Consider the following 19,020-nt stretch of genomic DNA (forward strand, 5'->3'; position numbering starts at 1 on the left):
GAACGCGGGGTCAGGCTCAGGCGCAGGTGAAACGCTCGATCCTGCTCGCGCCGTCGACATAGACATTCAGGCGATCGTTCCGGAAGTCCATTGTCACCGCGTCGTTCGGCGCAATCCACCGCAGCGTACGCGCGCCCGATCGGGCCAGCATCACATCCGCGCGCGCATCGCTTGCCCGCTTGCCGACCAGATCGCCCAATGCTTCAATCTTGCACGCTGCACCGGGCGGGGCTGGCGTCGCGACATCGGGTGCTCCGTCGCGCATCTCGACCGGCATGCACCCCGCCGAAGCAAACACGACCGCGAGCAGCGCCCGCTTCATGCGGCGTCCTCCGTACGGGTCATTTTCAGCTTTCCGTTGATCACCGCGAAGGCCAGCCGGCCCTCGACCAGGTCCAGCGCGTCGCGGCCGAACTGGTCGAACCGCCACCCCTCGAGCATCGGCAAGCCCGTCCGCACGCCCGCGGCCAGCGCCTCGAGCTCGTCGGTCCTCGCAAGAAGTTTCGAAGCTACATCAATATCTCGCGAGCGAATTTTGAGAAGAAGCTTGAGCAGATCCGCGACCAGCGAGCCCTCCTTGCCAAGGCCCGGCTTGCGATCGTCGCGGGGCGGAAGCTCATCGTCGCCGAGCGGCTGGGCCTGCTCGATCGCGAGCATCAGCCGCGCCCCGATATCATTGCCCGCCCAGGTGGCGGAAAGCCCCCGGACGCGGGCGAGGTCGGACTGTTTCCGCGGCGGATGCCCCGCCATGTCGCCGAGCGTCTCATCCTTGACGATCCGCCCGCGCGGCAGATCCTTCGCCTGCGCCTCGAGTTCACGCCACCGCGCCAAGGCCTTAAGCCGTCCGAGCACGTCGGGCTTGCGCCCCGAGATCCGCACGCGCTTCCACGCCAGATCGGGATCGTTCGCATAATTGGCGATATCGCCGAGCCGCTCCATCTCCTGATCGAGCCACACGCCACGCCCGGTCTTGCGGAGCCGCTCCAGCATCTTCGGGAAGATCTTCGACAGATGCGTCACGTCGCCGATCGCATATTCGATCTGGCGTGCATCCAGCGGGCGCCGCGCCCAGTCAGTAAAACGCGCACCCTTGTCGACGGCGATCCCGAGCCAGCTGTCGACTAAGTTTGAATAGCCAATCTGTTCGCCCTGGCCGAGCGCCATCGCCGCGACCTGCGTGTCGAACAGCGGGAAGGGCGTCTTGCCCGTGAGGTTATAGACGATCTCGATATCCTGTCCGCCGGCATGGACGACTTTCAGCACGTCGTGATTCTCGACGAGAAGGTCGAGCAGCGGCTTCAGGTCGATGCCCGGGGCCATCGGGTCGATCGCGGCAGCTTCCTTGTCGTCGGCGATCTGGATCAGGCACAGCTCCGGGTAATAGGTGCTTTCGCGCATGAATTCGGTGTCGACGCACACATAGTCGGCGTCAGCCATGCGCGCGCACAGATTGGCGAGCGTGGCACTGTCGGAGATAAGCGGGTGGATATGCATCGCTCGTCCATAGCGAGGCTCCCCCATGTTGACAAAGGGGCGCCTTGACAAAGGCCGGTAGGGAAGGGAAGCGCGGGCCATCCAATTCCCGTCATCCCAGCAAACGCTGGGATCTCCCGTCGCAGGGCGCACCCTTGCTGCACGAGATCCCAGCAAACGCAGGGACGACGTATGAGAGACGAGACACATGCACGCCTATCGCACCCATAACTGCGCCGCCCTCCGCCCCGAACAGGTCGGCGAGGAGGTCCGCGTCTCGGGCTGGGTCCACAAGAAGCGCGATCATGGTGACCTGGTCTTCATCGATCTGCGCGATCATTACGGCATCACACAGATCGTCACCGACGTGTCCGGCCCCGTCTTCAAGGTCATCGAGGGCTTGAAGAGCGAGAGCGTCGTCACGATCACCGGCAAGGTGACCGCCCGCGCGCCTGAAGCGGTGAACCCCAACCTGCCGACCGGCGGGATCGAGGTCCGCGCGACCGCCGCGACCGTCCAGTCGATGGCAGCCGAGCTGCCGATGCCGGTCGCGGGCGAGGCCGAATATCCCGAGGATATCCGCCTGCGCTATCGCTACCTCGACCTGCGTCGCGAGCGGCTGCACGCGAACATCATGCTGCGCTCGAAGGTCATCACCTCGCTGCGCAACCGCATGAACGATCAGGGCTTCACCGAATTCCAGACGCCGATCCTGACCGCGTCGTCGCCAGAGGGCGCGCGCGACTATCTGGTGCCGAGCCGCGTGCATCCGGGCAAGTTCTACGCGCTGCCGCAGGCACCGCAGATGTTCAAGCAGCTGCTGATGGTCGCGGGCTTCGACCGCTATTTCCAGATCGCCCCCTGCTTCCGCGACGAGGACGCACGCGCCGATCGTTCGCCGGGCGAGTTTTACCAGCTCGATTTCGAGATGAGCTTCGTTACGCAGGACGACGTGTTCAACGCGATCGAGCCCGTGCTGCACGGCGTGTTCGAGGAGTTCGCCGATTGGCAGGGCAAGGGACGCCAGGTCTCCGCCCTGCCGTTCAAGCGCATTCCCTACCGCGAATCGATGCTGAAATACGGCAGCGACAAGCCCGATCTGCGCAACCCGATCCTGATCCACGACGTCGGCCACCACTTCGTCGACTCGGGCTTCGGCTTGTTCGCGGGCATCGTCGCCGGCGGTGACGTTGTCCGCGCGATCCCCGCGCCGAACACCGCCGAGAAGAGCCGCAAGTTCTTCACCGACATGAACGACTGGGCGCGCGCGGAAGGCCATGCCGGGCTTGGCTACATCACCCAGAAGAACGGCGAGCTCGGCGGCCCAATCGCAAAGAATCACGGCGAGGAAGCGACGCGCAAGCTGATCGCGGAGATGGGCCTCGGGCCGAACGACGGCATCTTCTTCGCCGCCGGCAAGGAACTCCCCGCCGCCAAGCTCGCCGGCGCAGCCCGCGCGCGGATCGGGGCGGATCTCGGTCTGATCGACGAGAACCGCTTCGAATTCTGCTGGATCGTCGACTTCCCGATGTTCGAATATGACGAGGACGCCAAGAAAATCGACTTCAGCCACAACCCGTTCTCGATGCCGCAGGGCGAGATGGACGCGCTGGAGAACAAGGATCCGCTCGATATCCTGGCGTATCAGTACGACATCGTCTGCAACGGCGTGGAGCTGTCGTCGGGCGCGATCCGGAACCACCGGCCTGAGATCATGTACAAGGCGTTCGAGATCGCCGGCTACACCCAGGCCGATGTCGACACGAACTTTGCCGGCATGATCAACGCGTTCAAGGTCGGCGCACCGCCGCATGGCGGCTCGGCACCCGGCATCGACCGGATGGTCATGCTACTCGCGGGCGAACCGAACATCCGCGAGGTCGTGCTGTTCCCGATGAACCAGAAGGCCGAGGACCTGATGATGGGCGCACCGAGCCCGGTCAGCCCGCGCCAGCTGAAGGAGCTCAACATCAAGCTCACCGTCGATGGGCCGAAGGACCCAGCCAAGACGGTGACGCCCGCCGCGGGCTGACGCGGGGGCGGCACTGCCGTCCTGGTTATTTCCGTCCCGCCCCTGGTGGCCGCCTGATCTTCTGGAGTTTGCTTATGCCCATCGATCTTGCCCATTTTGAAGCCGGCGACGCCTATGACGGCAAATACAAGCGCGACTTGGCTAAGCTTCAGAAGAGGCTTGAGCACATCCAAGTCGCGCATATCGTCAACAAGCGCCCCGCTGTGGTGATGTTCGAAGGGTGGGATGCGGCGGGGAAGGGCGGTATCATCCAGCGGTTGTCGGCCGAGTGGGATCCCCGTACCTACCGCGTCTGGCCGATCGCCGCCCCGAGCGCCGACGAGAAGGCACATCACTTTCTCTGGCGCTTCTGGAAACGGTTGCCGGCGGACGGGAACATCGCCGTCTTCGATCGGAGCTGGTACGGCAGGGTACTGGTCGAGCGGGTCGAGGAATTCGCCACGCGCCGCGAATGGGAGCGCGGCTATGACGCGATCAATGCTTTCGAAGCGGGGCTGATCGAGAACGACACCACGCTGATCAAGATCTTCGTCCATATCACCCAAGCGGAACAGGACCGGCGGCTAGAGGCGCGGCTGCGCGACCCTTGGAAGCATTGGAAGACCGGTCTCGACGACTATCACAACCGGTCGCGACGCGAGGACTATCTCGCCGCGATGCATGAGATGTTCGCACGCACGGATACCGCAGCAGCACCGTGGATCGTCATCGACGGGAACGACAAGAAGGCAGCGCGGATCGCTGCGCTGACCGTCGTCGCGGATCGCCTGGAGGGCGGAGTCGCGATGGTGCCCCCGCCGCTTGATCCCGCCGTCCTCAAGGTCGCGAAAAAGGCCCTCAAGCTTTAATCGTCGCAAAGCGCAACCCCGCTTTTGGTCGCGGTCCTCTGCAGCTATATCCATTTTGGTCGAAATTCTAACGCCTTCCGAACAACTTATGTTAGCGTGAACAGCTTCCGATGATGGTTAGGCTTGCCCTAAGATAATGGGCGTGTCCGAGTAGCGGACGGCCATTCAGTGGGCGTAGGTCATGACGGAACGCGGTCGAATAGGTGTCGACACCTCAGGGGCGATTGTCGAGGTGGACGCGACGTTCTGCCACACGCTCAATGCGACAGCCGCCATTTTGCTTGGCAGCAACATGCTCGATTTCACCGCGCCTGCCGACCGCGAGCGCTGCCGGCGACTGATGCGTCGCGTGGTGCATACCGGATCCCCGATCAGCACTACCAAAAGGCTTGTTAGGACCGACTCGTCGCATCTCTGGGTGCAGGGCCATTTATCAATCGCGCCGCCAGGGACCAAAGTTTGCGTGACGATGATCTTCGAGGAAACCATGCCTGGGTCCGGCGAGGTCAAACCCGAAGCCTTGTTGAAGACGGCCCAGCTGACGCTGGATGCCCGGCGCGCGCGCGGGGCAATATTCTGCCCGTCGCTATTTGCCGACAGCGCCTGGGACATCCTGCTTGCGGCCTATGTCAGCGAGGCCGAAGGCGTTCTCCTGACGCCGACCGACCTCGAACCGATGCTCGGGGTCGGACACGCCACACTGACCCGCTGGATTCGCGCGCTCGAGATTCAGGGGCTGATCGAGTTCGAGGCTGCCGGCGACGGGCGAGCGGGGGGTGCGGCGTTTCAGCTCACGTGCGATGCGCATCAACGATTTGAACGGTATCTGTCCGATCGATATGCCGTCGCCGTATCGACTGCGACGGATCTGGAACGGTTCCGCTGATCCGGTCAATGCGGTACGACGTGGCAAGCGCGCCCGCTCCGCATATGCGCCGGCGCGGGGGCGTTCTTGCCGGCTTCGCAGGATACCCGTGATATCGGGCGAAGAACCGCATGTGTGTTGTTTCATATAGCCGGGATCGCTATCTGCCTGCCATGAACGAGATGACCCCGCTCGCCGCGCCGCGCGCTCGAAAGCCCGACTGGATCCGCGTCAAGGCCCCGACATCCGCCGGCTTCGCCAAGACCCGCGAACTGATGCGCTCGAAAAGCCTGACGACGGTCTGTGAAGAGGCCGCATGCCCGAATATCGGCGAATGCTGGTCGAAGAAGCATGCAACGGTCATGATCCTCGGCGATACCTGCACCCGCGCCTGCGCCTTCTGCAACGTGAAGACCGGTATGCCCCGCGCGGTCGACCGGATGGAGCCGCAGAATGTCGCCGATGCCGCGGCGCAGATGGGGCTGAACCACATCGTCATCACATCGGTCGACCGCGACGACCTTCCCGATGGCGGCGCTTCGCAGTTTGTGAAGGTCATCCAGGCAATCCGCGCGTCGAATCCCACTACGACGATCGAAATCCTGACGCCCGATTTCCGCAACAAGGCGCAGGCCGCGATCGAGTCGATCGTCGAGGCGCGCCCCGATGTCTACAACCACAACCTCGAGACAGTTCCTCGCCTGTACCCGACGATCCGGCCTGGCGCGCGCTATTATGCCTCGTTGCGTCTGCTTGAAAGCGTGAAACGCCACGACCCGTCGATCTTCACCAAGTCGGGCGTCATGCTTGGCCTGGGCGAAGAGCGCCTCGAGATTCACCAGGTGATGGACGACATGCGCTGTGCCGACATCGATTTCCTGACGATGGGCCAGTATCTTCAGCCCACGCCACGCCATGCCAAGGTGGCCGAGTTCGTCACGCCCAAGGCCTTCGATGCCTATGCGTCGATCGCCCGGGCCAAGGGGTTCATGCTTGTCGCATCGTCGCCACTGACGCGGTCGAGCTACCATGCGGGGGACGATTTCGCGCAGCTTCGGGCGGCGCGTGATGCAAAGCTCGGGGTCGCACGGATCTGATGCCCAAGCATTCCGAAACACGCCAACTTCCCTATACACCCGAACAGATGTTCGATCTGGTCGCCGATGTCGGCCGCTACGCCGAGTTTCTGCCATGGGTCAGTGCGATGCGCGTCCGTTCGAACAGTGAGACGGAGACTCTCGCGGACATGATCGTCGGCTTCAAGGGCTTGCGCGAAACGTTCACGTCACGTGTGCAGAAGACTCGACCGACCGAGATCCTTGTCGACTATGTCGATGGTCCGCTCAAATATCTTCGCAACGAATGGCGTTTCCGCCCCGAGGAGCAGGGGTGCGCGGTCGACTTCACCGTCGACTTTGCCTTCAAGAACCGGATGTTCGAGCTGATCGCGGGTCAGGTCTTCGGTGCCGCACTGCGCAAGATGATTGGCGCGTTCGAGACTCGCGCGGCCGAGCTTTACGGTGCGACATCCTCGACCGGCAGCAAGAGTTCGAGCGCGCACAGCGCAGCCTGAAGGCGAATACCGCCGCGGCCGAGATCGCCGAAATCCTTGCGATCTGCGTCGACATCGCTGCGATCGCCGCCCTTCTCGGCACGGGCGAAGACCACCGTCCCGACCGGCTTCTTCGCCGATCCACCGCCGGGCCCGGCGATGCCGGTGATGGCGACGGCAACATCCGCGCCCGACTGCTCGAGTGCGCCCTGCGCCATGCTCCACGCGACGGCGATCGACACCGCACCGAAGGTCTCAAGCACGTCTGAGCTGATCTTGAGCAGTTTCAGCTTGGCCTCGTTCGAATAGGTCACGAACCCGATTTCGAACACGTCGGAACTGCCAGGAATTTCCGTCAGCGCCGCAGCAACAAGGCCCCCGGTACAGCTTTCAGCAACCGCGACGCGTCGTCCGAGCGCGCGATTTGCCTCGATGACCTTGCGTGCCGCGTCGATCAGCTCGGGAGGGAGAAGGGTATCCATCAGCGGCTCTCCGTCGCGGTGCAGAGCGGAAGGTCGGGCGTCGATCGATCCCCGCGGCGTGCCTTGTCAGCCTTCAAATAGCGCAGCGTCTCGACAACGATGCCAGCGGTGTTCCGCGGCGGCAGCGGCTGGAGCAGCGTCACGAGCCGATCGATCGTCCCACAGTCGCGCGCGACGATGCGCCCAACGATCTGCGGGACGAGCAGGCTCGTAAGCAACGGCCGGGCATAGTCCGACTGGAGAAGCGCATCGACCGCGGGGTCGCTAAGCTTGACGATCGCGGCCCGGGCGGACGGCCAGGCGCGGTCCGCTTCGATCTGATAGCGCGAGATGAGCGTACTGGACTGGTTGCGCACGAGGCTGGTCGCTGGCAGCCTTGCCGCGCAGACCCGGCCCGTTTCACGGATGATGTCGGGCAGCGCGACGAGCGTCATCGCCTCCGCCTCGGGGCCGGTGATGCACGGGGACTGTGCCGATACCGGCGTTGCGACGAGTGCGGCGAGCGTCAGTGCGGCAGCGAACTTCATGCGCCGCCACGGCCACGATTCGAGGGGAGGCTGATCGTCGCGACCGCCTGCGCGGCAATGCCCTCGCCCCGTCCCGTGAAGCCAAGTCGCTCGGTCGTCGTGGCCTTCACGCTCACCCGGTCCGTGGTGAGGTCGAGCAGATCGGCGATCCGGTTCGTCATCGCCGCGCGGTGCGGTCCGATCTTGGGCATCTCGCACAGGATGGTCAGGTCGACGAAATCGATCCGACCGCCCTTGGCGGCGATCAGTTGCGCGGCATGCTGCAGGAACTGCGCGGAGTCGGCACCTTTCCACTGAGGATCGCTCGGGGGGAAATGCGTGCCGATATCACCCGCGGCGATCGTGCCGAGCAGCGCGTCGGTCAGCGCATGCAGCACGACATCGGCATCGCTATGGCCGGAAAGCCCCTTGTCGTGCGGGATCCGGACGCCGCCAAGCCATAATTCCTCGCCCGTTTCCAGCCGATGGACGTCGAAGCCCATCGCGGTTCGGCTTTCATAGGGCGCGCGCGCTTCAGCGGCGGCAAAATCGTCGGGGTGAGTCACTTTGTCGAGCATCGGATCGCCCTGCACCAACGCGACGCTGCCGCCAACCCGTCGCACCATCTGGGCATCGTCGCTGGCATCTTCATCGGCCGGCCAGGCAGCGTGCGCGGCCCGCAGCTTCGCGATCCGGAAGCCCTGCGGCGTCTGGACCCGGTACACGGCCTCGCGCGGAACGACTTCGCCGAGCATGCGACCGGTCAGCGTCGTCGCGCCGCGCGCCAGCGTGTCCGCTACCGGCAGCACAGGCACCGCAGCTTCGCTGTTCGCCAGCGCTGCCACCACCGCGCTGATGACCCCGGCAGGAAGGAACGGCCGGGCGGCATCGTGAACTAGAACATGATCCAATTCGGACAGGGCAGCGATTCCCCTCAGTACCGAATCCCGGCGGGTACTGCCCCCGACGATGACCGTCGCGTCCGTAACGCCTCCTGCTGCCAGTACCGCCTTTGCATGGTCCAGCTGACCTTCGGCAACGACGACCGTCACGGCGTCGATCGCCGGGTGCGCGGACATTGCGGTAACCGCATGCATGAGCATCGGCCTTCCCGCGACGGTCGCGAATTGCTTGGGGAGGGTGCCGCCAGCGCGGGTGCCGGACCCGGCTGCGACGATCAGGGCGACGGTGCGGCGCTTTGTCATGGGCGCCGATTAGCGTCTTGAGCGCGGCATCGCCAGTGCAGGCAGTCGTTCTTCATGACGTCGCGCACGACGGGACCAGCTGGACCAGCCTTGCCAGTTCCGGCATCGCGGCCTATGTTCTGCCTCTTTTTTGGGCAGCTTATGCGTAATCTCTCACCTATCCAGATCGGCACCGTGCGGATTGAAAGTCCGGTTGTCCTCGCACCCATGACGGGTGTGACGGATATGCCCTTCCGCACGCTCGTGCGGCGATATGGATCAGGGCTCAACGTTACCGAGATGGTTGCGAGCCAGGCTGCGATCCGCGAGACCCGCCAGTCGATCCAGAAGGCTGCGTGGGATCGGCTCGAAGAGCCGGTGTCGATGCAACTGGTCGGGTGCACGCCCTATGAAATGGGCGAGGCCGCGCGGCTGAGTCAGGATCGCGGTGCCGCGATCGTCGACATCAACATGGGATGTCCGGTCCGCAAGATCGTCAATGGGGATGCCGGGTCCGCGCTGATGCGTGACGTCAAGCTGGCGACGGCGATCATATCCGCGACGGTCAAGGCGGTCGATGTCCCGGTCACGTTGAAGATGCGCATGGGCTGGTGCCACGACAGTCTCAACGCACCCGAATTGTCGCGGATCGCAGAAGATCTCGGTGTGAAGCTGATCACCGTGCATGGCCGGACGCGGAACCAGATGTACAAGGGAAGCGCCGATTGGGGCTTCGTGCGCCGGGTGAAGGATGCGGTGTCGATCCCCGTAATCGTCAATGGCGACATTTGTTCGATCGAGGATGCCGAAGCGGCGCTCGACCAGTCGGGTGCGGACGGCGTGATGATCGGACGCGGCGCCTATGGACGGCCGTGGCTGCTCAATCAGGTCATGACCTGGTTCGCGACCGGCCGCCGCGTAGCCGATCCGTCGATCAACGAACAATATGAAGCGATCGCAGGGCATTACGAAGCGATGCTCGAGCACTATGGGATCGAGACGGGTGTCAACATGGCCCGCAAGCATATCGGCTGGTACACTAAGGGCCTGCATGGTTCGGCCGAGTTTCGGAACCGGGTGAACCAGGTGGCGGACCCGAACGAGGTCAAGGCGATGCTGGCGGAGTTCTACGCGCCCTGGCGTCATCTTGAAGCCGCCTGAGCCGGATCGGCACGGCCGTCCGGGGTTCAACGACGTCTTCGCGGCGCTGCCGGTGGCGGTGGTGGTGGTCGATCCCGACGACAGGATAGCCCATGCCAATGCACTGGCTGAGCAATTGCTCAACCTCTCGGAGCGCCTCATGGTCGGGCAGCCGATCGCGGCGATACTCCCGCCCCCTGACGAATCCCGCAAGCACGACAATCGCGGCCTTGCCGTCTTCGATACCGAGATCGCGACCGCCCGCGGTGTGAAGATCCGCGTCGACTTTGCCGAGACGATCATGCCCGATCATCCCGGCTGGCGCGCGATCACACTGCACGTTCCTGCCATCTCGCGACGGCTGGGCTATTCGGCGGACCGTACCGCGGGAGCGCGCGCCGCGGTCGGTGCGGCGGCGATGCTCGCGCACGAGATCAAGAATCCCTTGTCCGGCATCCGCGGGGCCGCGCAGCTGCTCGATGCCGGCGAACTGACCACGCTGATCACGACCGAGGTGGACCGGATCGCGGCGCTGATCGATCGGATGCAGGACTTCAGCGATACGCGTCCGCTCCCGCTCGCCAGCGAGAATATCTACCCGTTGTTGACGCACGCGCGTCGCCTCGCGCTCGCCGGTTTTGCGCGCGGAATCGCGATCGAGGAGCGGTTCGATCCCTCGCTACCGCCCGCGCATATCAATCGCGACGCGCTCCTTCAGATCGTCATTAACCTTCTGAAGAACGCACGTGAAGCCGTTGCAGATCAACCAAATCCCCTGATCATCATGACCACGGCCTATCGCCACGGGATCACCGTCAGCAGCGCGCCGGGCAAACCGCGTCTCCCGTTGCCGATCGAGATCTGTGTGTTCGACAATGGCCCCGGCGCGCCGCCCGATATCGCCGACCACCTGTTCGATCCCTTCGTATCGGGGCGCCGTGAAGGGCAGGGGCTGGGCCTCGCCCTGGTCGACAAGCTGACCCGCGATATGGGCGGGATCGTGCAATATGCGCGTGAGGGGATTCCTGAAATGACCGTTCTTCGCCTGCTGCTGCCAAGAGCCACTTCATGAGCACTGTGCTGGTCGTCGATGACGACGCCGCAATCCGCACCGTCGTCGCACAGGCGTTGCGGCGCAGCGGCCACGACGTAACCGTCGCCGACAGCCTCGGCCAGCTCGAACGTGCCTTGGCGGTCGCTATCCCCGACGTGCTGATCACGGACGTGGTGCTGCCCGACGGCGACGGCATCGACCATGTCCGCAATGTCGCCGAACGCCACCCGACGCTGCCGATCATCGTCCTGTCGGCGCAGAACACGCTGACCACCGCCGTACGCGCGGCGGAGGTCGGTGCGTATGAATATCTGCCCAAGCCCTTTGATCTCGACGTCTTGTCGCGTGCGGTGACGGGGGCGCTGGCGCGGGGCGGGGTGCTGTCCGATGACCGGATCGGCGACGAGGATCGTGCACTGCCGCTGATCGGCCGGTCCGCGGCGATGCAGGACGTCTACCGGGTCATCGCACGCGTCATCTCGAACGATCTGACCGTGCTGATATCCGGCGAATCGGGCACCGGCAAGGAACTGGTCGCCCGGGCTATCCACGACCTCGGCCAGCGGAGCGCCGCGCCGTTCATCGCGATCAACATGGCCGCCATCCCGCGCGAATTGATCGAGGCCGAACTGTTCGGGCATGAGCGCGGCGCCTTTACCGGCGCCGCAACGCGAAATGCCGGTCGTTTCGAGCAGGCGACGGGCGGCACGCTGTTCCTCGACGAAATCGGCGACATGCCGATGGAGGCGCAGACCCGGCTGCTTCGCGTGCTGCAGTCGGGCGAGTTCACGAGCGTTGGTGGGGCGCGCACGATCCGGGTCGATGTCCGCATCCTGGCCGCAACCAACCGCGATCTGGCGGCGCAGGTGGCAGCCGGGCATTTCCGGGAAGACCTGTTCTACCGTCTCAACGTCGTGCCGGTCACCTTGCCACCGCTCCGCGAGCGACGGCAGGACGTCGCCTTACTCGCACGACATTTTCTCGATCATGCGGCGATCCAGGGTCTGCCGCGACGTCAACTGGCGGGCGATGCGATCACCGTGCTCGGCGCGTATGACTGGCCGGGCAATGTTCGCGAACTCGAAAACCTGATGCGCAGACTCGCGGTGCTCGCGCGCGACGAAATCATCGGCGCGGACGCGATTCACGCGATGCTGGGTGCGCGAATGCCGACCAGCACTGCAACCGACCTCGACATAGCCGGCGCGGTGAAGGCGCTGATCGGGCGGATCGAGCGCGAAAACCCGGCAGCGCTCGACGATGGCAGTCTGTACGACCGCGTCATCGGTGAGGTCGAGCGTCCGTTGATCGAATTGATGCTTGCCCGGCATGGGCAGAACCAGCTTCGCGCCGCGCGTGCGATGGGGATTAATCGCAACACGCTGCGCAAGCGTCTCGACACGCTCGGGATCGATATCAGCGGCGACATGACCGAGATGGACGCGGCAGGGTTACGCTGACCCGGCCATTATGTGGTTTCCCGGCAACAATTGTCGTTGTATCACGGCAACGATGATCGCCCCCGCGACGCTTGCCATCGAAGACGACGTGCCACCGCACCGGTTCGCAGTGACGCCTGCGCTTGAGACGCTGGTGGTCGCGCTGGCGATTACCGTCGCGGTCGCGAGCTATGTGCTCATCAGCGGCGCCAATTCACCCCAGCGTTTGATGCCGCCACCGCTGATCGCGCTACTGCTGATCGCCAATCTCGTCCCCGGCATCGCATTGCTGATGCTGCTCGGCCGGCGGGTAGCGATGCGACGCGCTGCGCGGTCCCCGGTTGGCGGTGGCGGCCGCCTGCACGTCCGGCTCGTCGCCCTGTTCTCGATCGTTGCCGCGGTGCCGATGCTGCTGGTGACGATCTTCGCGTCGCTGCTGTTTCAATATGGCGTGCAATTCTGGTATTCTGACCAAGCACGCGGGATGCTGGAAAACGCGACCGAACTCGCCCAGTCGTCCTACGCGCGTCAGCTCAGCCGCTGGGAAGAGGCGAGCGTCACGATGGCTGCGGACATGTCCAATTACCTGCGGGAGCGATCGCTGCAGAGCCCGGATTTCTCCGGGTATTTCTATCAACAGGTCTATTATCGCAGCCTGTCCGAAGCCGCGCTGTTCAAGGTCACGCCACAAAACGAGATCCAGACCTTCGCCGTCGTGAACCCCTATGAAATCGACTTTACACGACAGGTGACGCCCGAGGCGATCCGCGAACTCCGGAGCGGCAAGCCCGCCGCAGTATCGGTGACGGGGGATCGTATCCGCACGATCACGATGCTGCCCGGCGCCGACGAACTCTTTCTCTATGCCGGCCGCGTCGAGGATACCAAGCTCCTGTCGGAGCAGACGACGCGCGCCAACGCCGTGCTGGCAAGCTATCGGCAGTTGCTTGCCCGGTCACGCAGCCTCCAGCTCCTGTTCAACGCGGCCTTGCTGGGCATTTCCCTGCTCATCGTTGGCGTTGCTGTCTGGATCGCGCTGGCTGTCGCGGATCGTCTGGTACGCCCCGTCGGCGAACTGGTCGATGCAGCGCGGCGGGTAGCCGAGGGTGATCTGACCGCGCGCGTGCCCGATCCGCGCAGCCGCGACGAGGTCGGCACACTGGCGCGCGCGTTCAACCAGATGACCGGTCGGCTGCAGGAGCAGAATAGCGATCTGATGACCGCGAACGACCAACTCGAGACGCGCCGTGCGCTGATCGAGGCGGTGATGGCGGATGTTTCGGCGGGCGTCGTCGCGACCGCGAAGGACCGCGTTATCCGGATCGCAAATCGCTCTGCGATCCAGCTGCTCGGCGCGGACGGTCTGGTTGGCAAGCCGTTGCACGAGGTTGCGCCCGAACTCGACGCGCTCGTGCAGGAGGGAGGGCGCGAAGCAATCGTCCAGGTCGGCCAGGCCGGTGATGCGCGGACACTCGCCGTCCGGATCGCGCATGCGCCGACCGGTCCGATCCTCACCTTCGACGATATCACGCAGCAACTGCTCGACCAGCGCCGCGCCGCTTGGTCCGACGTCGCCCGCCGGATCGCGCACGAGATCAAGAACCCGCTGACGCCGATCCAGCTCGCCGCGGAGCGACTGCAGCGGCGCTATGGGGGCAAGATCCCCGCGGAGGACGGGACATTTGCGCGGCTCACCGACACGATCATCCGCCAGGTCGCGGACCTGCGCCGGATGGTCGATGAATTCTCCTCGTTCGCACGCATGCCCAAACCCGTCTTCCGTGAGGAATCGCTGCTAGATGCCGCCCGCCAGGCGATGTTCTTGCACGAGGTGGCGCATCCGGGGATCCGGTTCCTGCTCGTCCACGACGACCCGGGTCCGATGCTCGTGTGCGATCGCCGGCAGATCGGGCAGGCTCTGACGAACATCGTCAAGAACGCGGTCGAGGCAATCGAGACGCGGGGCGACGACGAGGGCGGGGCGGTTACCATGACCCTGACCGAGACGCGCCACGATGGAACGGCGCACTGCGTCGCGATCGAAGTCGCCGACACCGGGATCGGTCTGCCGGTCGAACGCGACCGGATCATCGAACCCTATATGACGACGCGCGCGCGCGGGACGGGGCTCGGGCTTGCCATCGTCAAGAAGATCATCGAGGAACATTGCGGGACGATCGCATTTTCGGATCGCCCCGGTGGTGGCACCATCGTCACCATGAACTTCGACGCCAGAGCGCTGGTCGCGCTTGATCAGGGGGCATCCGCACCCGAGCCGGCAGGGGATGGCCAGCTCGTCGCAATGACTCGCAATCGGACATGAATTGATGGCGCTCGATATTCTCGTCGTGGACGACGAACGTGACATTCGCGAACTGGTGGCCGGCGTCCTGGAGGACGAGGGCTATCAGACGCGCGATGCGGGCGACAGCGACGCCGCGCTCGAAGCGATCGCGGCGCGGCGGCCGTCGCTCGTGCTGCTCGACGTCTGGCTGCAGGGGTCGCGCCTCGACGGGCTCGAGCTGCTCGACGAGATCAAACGGCGCGATCCGTCGATCCCGGTGCTGGTGATATCGGGTCACGGCAATCTCGACACCGCGGTCGCGGCGATCCGGCGTGGCGCGTCGGACTTCATCGAGAAACCGTTCGAAGCCGAGCGACTGCTGCTCATGGTGGCGCGCGCGACCGAAACCGAACGGCTGCGCCGCGAGGTCGCCTCGCTGCGGGCCACGGTCGGCCGCGAGACCGATCTCACCGGCAATTCGGGAGCGATCAACGGCGTCCGGGCAACGCTCAAGCGCGTCGCCGCGACCGGCAGCCGCGTGCTGATCATGGGTGGGGCAGGGGTCGGCAAGGAGGTCGCTGCACGCCTCCTGCACGGCTGGAGCCTGCGCACCGATGCGCCGTTCGTGATCGTCAGCGCCGCGATGATGACCCCCGAACGTGTCGACGAAGAGTTATTCGGCGCGGAGGAGGGCGGGGACAAGATCCGCCCCGGGCTGCTCGAGCAGGCGCATGGCGGAACACTGTTCCTCGACGAGATCGCCGACATGCCGATCACGACGCAAGCGCGGATCTTGCGGGTCCTGACCGACCAGAGCTTTACGCGGATCGGCGGTACCAGGGTCGTGAAGGTCGATGTGCGTGTGGTGTCCGCGACGGCGCGCGACCTCGTCCACGAGATTGCCGAGGGTCGGTTTCGCGAGGACCTCTATTACCGGTTGAACGTCGTGCCGGTGGCTATCCCGCCGCTCGCGGATCGCCGCGAGGACATTCCTGCGCTGGTCCAGCATTTCATCGCGCATTATGCGGCAGAACGCCGGGTCCGGACACCGGAAATCGCGCCCGATGCGATGGTTGCGCTGCAATCCTACGACTGGCCGGGAAATGTGCGCCAGCTTCGCAACGTGGTCGAACGGACGATCATCCTTGCGCCGGGCGACCGACTGGGACGCATCGATCTCGACCTGCTGCCGGCCGAAGTCCTGGGCGATCAGGGCGACATGGGCAGCGCCGGGGGGACCGCGATCATGGGCTCGCCGCTCCGCGAGGCGCGTGAAACCTTCGAACGGGAGTATCTGCGTGTTCAGATCCGTCGGTTCTCCGGCAACATCTCGCGCACCGCGAGCTTTATCGGGATGGAGCGATCGGCGCTGCACCGGAAGCTGAAGCTGCTCGGGATCACCGAGACGCGCGACGATTGATCGCATATCTGTCGCCCGCCCCTATGGACGAAGCGGTACCGGGAACATAGATTAGACGCTCGCCCGGCAATCGGGTGATCTCCGACGCCGGGAAACGGCGCCACGCGGGCAAAGTCCCGCCAAAAACAAGGGTTATCCCATTGGCCGAAAAAATTGGCTCGCTCCAGGACCTGTTCCTCAACGCACTGCGCCGCACCAAGACCCCCGTCACGATGTTCCTCGTCAAGGGCGTCAAGCTCCAGGGTATCGTCACCTGGTTCGATAATTTCTCGGTGCTGCTACGTCGCGACGGTCAGTCCCAGCTCATCTACAAGCACGCGATTTCGACGATCATGCCCGCGGGACCGATGGACGTCGCCGCGATCGTGAACGCCGTCGCAGAAACGCAGAAGAAGCAGCCGCTTCTGCAGGAAATTTTCCTGAACGCGGTCCGCAAGTCGGAAGACAGCGTGACCATGTTCCTGATCAACGGCGTCATGCTCCAGGGCCAGATTGCCGGCTTCGACCTGTTCTGCATGCTGCTCCAGCGCGAAGGCATGGCGCAGCTCGTCTACAAGCACGCGGTGTCGACGATCCAGCCTGCGCGGCCCCTGAACCTTGCCGAGGATCCCGACGACAGCGACGAGACGGATGCGGTGGACGACGCATGATCATGACGGCCTGGGGCAATACGCATGAGTAGTGGTTTCGACCGTGACCGTGACGAGTTCGCCCGCGGCACGAAAGCGATCGTCGTCTTGCCCGATCAGGGCGATGCGACACGCGATGTCGACGCACGGCTCGAAGAGACGGCGGGCCTCGCTGCCGCCATTGGCGTGGAGGTGGTCGAGCGGATCGCCTATCGCGTTCGCCAGGCCAAGCCCGCAACGTTGATCGGCAGCGGGCAGGTCGAGCTCCTCGCGACACAGGTGCGAATGGAGGAGGCGGGGCTCGTCGTGTTCGATGCGAGCCTGAGCCCGATCCAGCAGCGCAATCTCGAAAAGGCGCTGGAGACGAAGGTCATCGACCGCACCGGGCTGATCCTCGAAATCTTCGGGGAGCGCGCGGCGACGGCCGAAGGGCGGCTGCAGGTTGAACTCGCGCATCTCGACTACCAGGCCGGCCGGCTCGTTCGGAGCTGGACTCATCTCGAGCGTCAGCGCGGCGGGTTCGGCTTTCTCGGCGGGCCTGGTGAAACCCAGATCGAGGCGGATCGCCGGCTTATCCGGGACCGGATGGCGCGGCTCCGGCGCGAACTCGAACAGGTCAGCCGCACCCGCGGCCTGCACCGCGAGCGACGCCAACGAGCCCCTTGGCCCGTCATCGCGCTCGTGGGCTATACCAATGCCGGAAAGTCGACGCTGTTCAATCGGTTGACCGGTGCCGACGTCATGGCCGAAGACCTGCTGTTCGCGACGCTGGATCCGACGCTTCGGCAAATCCGGTTGCCCGGTATCGACAAGGCGATCCTCTCCGACACGGTGGGGTTCGTCTCGGACCTGCCGACCCAGCTCGTCGCGGCGTTCAAGGCGACGCTGGAGGAAGTGGTGTCTGCCGATCTGCTGATCCACGTCCGTGACATCGCGCATCCCGATACTGAGGCGCAACGTGCCGATGTCGAGGCGGTGCTGGCGGACATCGGCGTCGACGATATGACCCCGCGGTTCGAAGTCTGGAACAAGCTGGATCTGCTCGATCCTGCCGACCATGACGAGATTGCCGGGGAGGCTGCGCATCGCGAGGATGTCGTGGCGATCTCGGCGCTGAGTGGGGAGGGGGTGGACCATCTCGTCGAGCAGGTCGCTGCCAAACTGACGGATGCGCATCGCCGCTATCACATCACGCTCGATGCGACGGACGGCGCAGGCGCGGCATGGTTGCACGCGCATGGCGAGGTGCTCAGCAGTCTCGCGGACGGGCTGGCCACCACCTATGACGTACGGCTGTCCGACACCGATTACGACCGGTTCAGCCGCCGCGACGCTTGACCGCCTGCCAAAGCGCTTCCTTTTCCTCAAGCGACAAAGCTTCGAAGCCCGCACCGGCGATGTGTTCCATCGCCCGGAACCGGGCTTCGAACTTTGCATTGCCCGCGCGTAACGCCACCTCGGGATCGACACCAAGGTGGCGGGCATAATTGGTCACCGCGAACAGAAGGTCGCCGACCTCTTCGGCCAGTGTGTCGGCGGTCGCTGTCGCAATCTCGTCGAGTTCTTCGTGTACCTTGGCCAAGGAGCCGGCTGAATCGGGCCAGTCGAACCCGACCCGCGCAGCACGTTTTTGCAGCTTGTCGGCACGCGCCAGCGAAGGCAGCGCGGTGGCGACGCCGGCGAGGGCACTCTGGTCAGGCTTGCTCGCGCGCTCGGTCGCCTTGATCGTTTCCCAACCGGGCGACGTCTCCGCAGGACCGAAGATGTGCGGGTGTCGGCGCTCCATCTTGTCGCTGATAGCGTCGATGACGTCGGGCAGGGCAAATGCACCCGCTTCCTCTGCAATGCGGGCATGGAATACCACCTGCAACAACAGGTCGCCGAGTTCGTCCTTCAGATCGGCAAGATCGCCGCGTTCGATCGCGTCGACGACCTCATAGGCCTCTTCGATCGTGTAGCGAGCAATCGTCCTCGATGTTTGAACACGGTCCCATTCGCATCCCGTATCCGGATCGCGCAGTCGCGCCATGATGGTCGTGAGGCGGTCAATCATGGCGGCGCTCCGCATAAAGTGAGAATGACGTGGACATCGCCGATGCTATGACGAAATCA

General features: G+C 64.5%; 18 protein-coding genes. 12 read left to right on the forward strand and 6 right to left on the reverse strand.

Annotation, left to right across the window (positions count from 1 at the left end):
• Window positions 1-16 precede the first annotated feature (16 nt).
• Window positions 17-322 carry an I78 family peptidase inhibitor gene (locus NEF64_RS10205; RefSeq protein ID WP_031393381.1) on the reverse strand — a complete coding sequence of 102 codons (306 nt, stop codon included), beginning with the start codon at window positions 320-322 and terminating at the stop codon, window positions 17-19.
• Window positions 319-1,494, reverse strand: coding sequence for a ribonuclease D (gene rnd / locus NEF64_RS10210; protein ID WP_031393380.1), 1,176 nt, complete (start codon window positions 1,492-1,494; stop codon window positions 319-321). The genes NEF64_RS10205 and rnd overlap by 4 nt, the downstream gene beginning before the upstream one ends.
• A gap of 187 nt (window positions 1,495-1,681) precedes the next feature.
• On the opposite strand from rnd, the gene aspS reads away from it, so the two are divergent.
• From aspS to NEF64_RS10235, 5 genes are all read left to right on the forward strand, one after another.
• Window positions 1,682-3,505, forward strand: a complete 1,824-nt coding sequence (gene aspS / locus NEF64_RS10215) for an aspartate--tRNA ligase (protein WP_056408312.1) — start codon at window positions 1,682-1,684, stop codon at window positions 3,503-3,505.
• A 74-nt stretch (window positions 3,506-3,579) separates the two neighbouring features.
• The gene (locus NEF64_RS10220; RefSeq protein WP_031393379.1) at window positions 3,580-4,353 is read left to right on the forward strand and encodes a polyphosphate kinase 2 family protein; all 774 of its coding nucleotides are present in this window, start codon (window positions 3,580-3,582) and stop codon (window positions 4,351-4,353) included.
• 181 nt (window positions 4,354-4,534) lie between these two features.
• Window positions 4,535-5,239 (forward strand): PAS domain-containing protein, encoded by a 705-nt coding sequence (locus tag NEF64_RS10225; RefSeq protein ID WP_252573703.1) that lies wholly within the window; start codon window positions 4,535-4,537, stop codon window positions 5,237-5,239.
• A gap of 152 nt (window positions 5,240-5,391) precedes the next feature.
• Complete coding sequence (gene lipA / locus NEF64_RS10230) at window positions 5,392-6,315, forward strand: lipoyl synthase (protein WP_031393377.1); 924 nt, start codon at window positions 5,392-5,394, stop codon at window positions 6,313-6,315.
• Complete coding sequence (locus NEF64_RS10235; RefSeq protein WP_056408310.1) at window positions 6,315-6,791, forward strand: type II toxin-antitoxin system RatA family toxin; 477 nt, start codon at window positions 6,315-6,317, stop codon at window positions 6,789-6,791. The genes lipA and NEF64_RS10235 overlap by 1 nt, the downstream gene beginning before the upstream one ends.
• Here the strand turns inward: NEF64_RS10235 and NEF64_RS10240 are convergent.
• The 3 genes from NEF64_RS10240 to NEF64_RS10250 are packed head-to-tail and all read right to left on the reverse strand — an operon-like array spanning window position 6,734 to window position 8,963.
• A complete protein-coding gene (locus NEF64_RS10240; RefSeq protein ID WP_031393375.1) occupies window positions 6,734-7,252 on the reverse strand; it encodes a CinA family protein in 519 nt (172 codons plus the stop codon). The two genes, NEF64_RS10235 and NEF64_RS10240, sit on opposite strands and share 58 nt — an antisense overlap.
• A complete protein-coding gene (locus tag NEF64_RS10245) occupies window positions 7,252-7,779 on the reverse strand; it encodes a hypothetical protein (RefSeq protein WP_031393374.1) in 528 nt (175 codons plus the stop codon). Before NEF64_RS10245 ends, NEF64_RS10240 begins: the two co-directional genes overlap by 1 nt.
• Window positions 7,776-8,963: a bifunctional 2-C-methyl-D-erythritol 4-phosphate cytidylyltransferase/2-C-methyl-D-erythritol 2,4-cyclodiphosphate synthase gene (locus NEF64_RS10250; protein WP_056408305.1), complete on the reverse strand. Its 1,188-nt coding sequence runs from the start codon at window positions 8,961-8,963 to the stop codon at window positions 7,776-7,778. Before NEF64_RS10250 ends, NEF64_RS10245 begins: the two co-directional genes overlap by 4 nt.
• A 141-nt stretch (window positions 8,964-9,104) precedes the next feature.
• Here NEF64_RS10250 and dusB point away from each other — a divergent pair, with 141 nt between their 5' ends.
• Genes dusB through hflX form a run of 7 tightly spaced genes read left to right on the forward strand, consistent with a single transcriptional unit; the run spans window position 9,105 to window position 18,246 of the window.
• Window positions 9,105-10,103: a tRNA dihydrouridine synthase DusB gene (gene dusB, locus NEF64_RS10255; RefSeq protein ID WP_056408302.1), complete on the forward strand. Its 999-nt coding sequence runs from the start codon at window positions 9,105-9,107 to the stop codon at window positions 10,101-10,103.
• Window positions 10,090-11,154: a two-component system sensor histidine kinase NtrB gene (locus tag NEF64_RS10260; protein WP_031393371.1), complete on the forward strand. Its 1,065-nt coding sequence runs from the start codon at window positions 10,090-10,092 to the stop codon at window positions 11,152-11,154. Before dusB ends, NEF64_RS10260 begins: the two co-directional genes overlap by 14 nt.
• Entirely contained in the window at window positions 11,151-12,596 is a 1,446-nt protein-coding gene (ntrC, locus tag NEF64_RS10265) for a nitrogen regulation protein NR(I) (protein WP_031393370.1), read from the forward strand. The genes NEF64_RS10260 and ntrC overlap by 4 nt, the downstream gene beginning before the upstream one ends.
• A gap of 52 nt (window positions 12,597-12,648) precedes the next feature.
• The gene (locus NEF64_RS10270; protein WP_043156502.1) at window positions 12,649-14,898 is read left to right on the forward strand and encodes a sensor histidine kinase; all 2,250 of its coding nucleotides are present in this window, start codon (window positions 12,649-12,651) and stop codon (window positions 14,896-14,898) included.
• A 4-nt stretch (window positions 14,899-14,902) separates the two neighbouring features.
• Window positions 14,903-16,279: a nitrogen assimilation response regulator NtrX gene (ntrX, locus tag NEF64_RS10275; protein ID WP_031393368.1), complete on the forward strand. Its 1,377-nt coding sequence runs from the start codon at window positions 14,903-14,905 to the stop codon at window positions 16,277-16,279.
• A 50-nt stretch (window positions 16,280-16,329) separates the two neighbouring features.
• Window positions 16,330-16,929 carry an RNA chaperone Hfq gene (hfq, locus tag NEF64_RS10280; protein ID WP_414711870.1) on the forward strand — a complete coding sequence of 200 codons (600 nt, stop codon included), beginning with the start codon at window positions 16,330-16,332 and terminating at the stop codon, window positions 16,927-16,929.
• 24 nt (window positions 16,930-16,953) lie between these two features.
• Entirely contained in the window at window positions 16,954-18,246 is a 1,293-nt protein-coding gene (gene hflX, locus NEF64_RS10285) for a GTPase HflX (RefSeq protein ID WP_056408294.1), read from the forward strand.
• On the opposite strand, the gene mazG is transcribed toward hflX, so the two are convergent.
• Window positions 18,227-18,961: a nucleoside triphosphate pyrophosphohydrolase gene (gene mazG, locus NEF64_RS10290; protein WP_156360443.1), complete on the reverse strand. Its 735-nt coding sequence runs from the start codon at window positions 18,959-18,961 to the stop codon at window positions 18,227-18,229. The two genes, hflX and mazG, sit on opposite strands and share 20 nt — an antisense overlap.
• Window positions 18,962-19,020 lie beyond the last annotated feature (59 nt).

This window comes from Sphingomonas aerolata (genome assembly GCF_023935825.1).
GTDB lineage: Bacteria > Pseudomonadota > Alphaproteobacteria > Sphingomonadales > Sphingomonadaceae > Sphingomonas > Sphingomonas aerolata.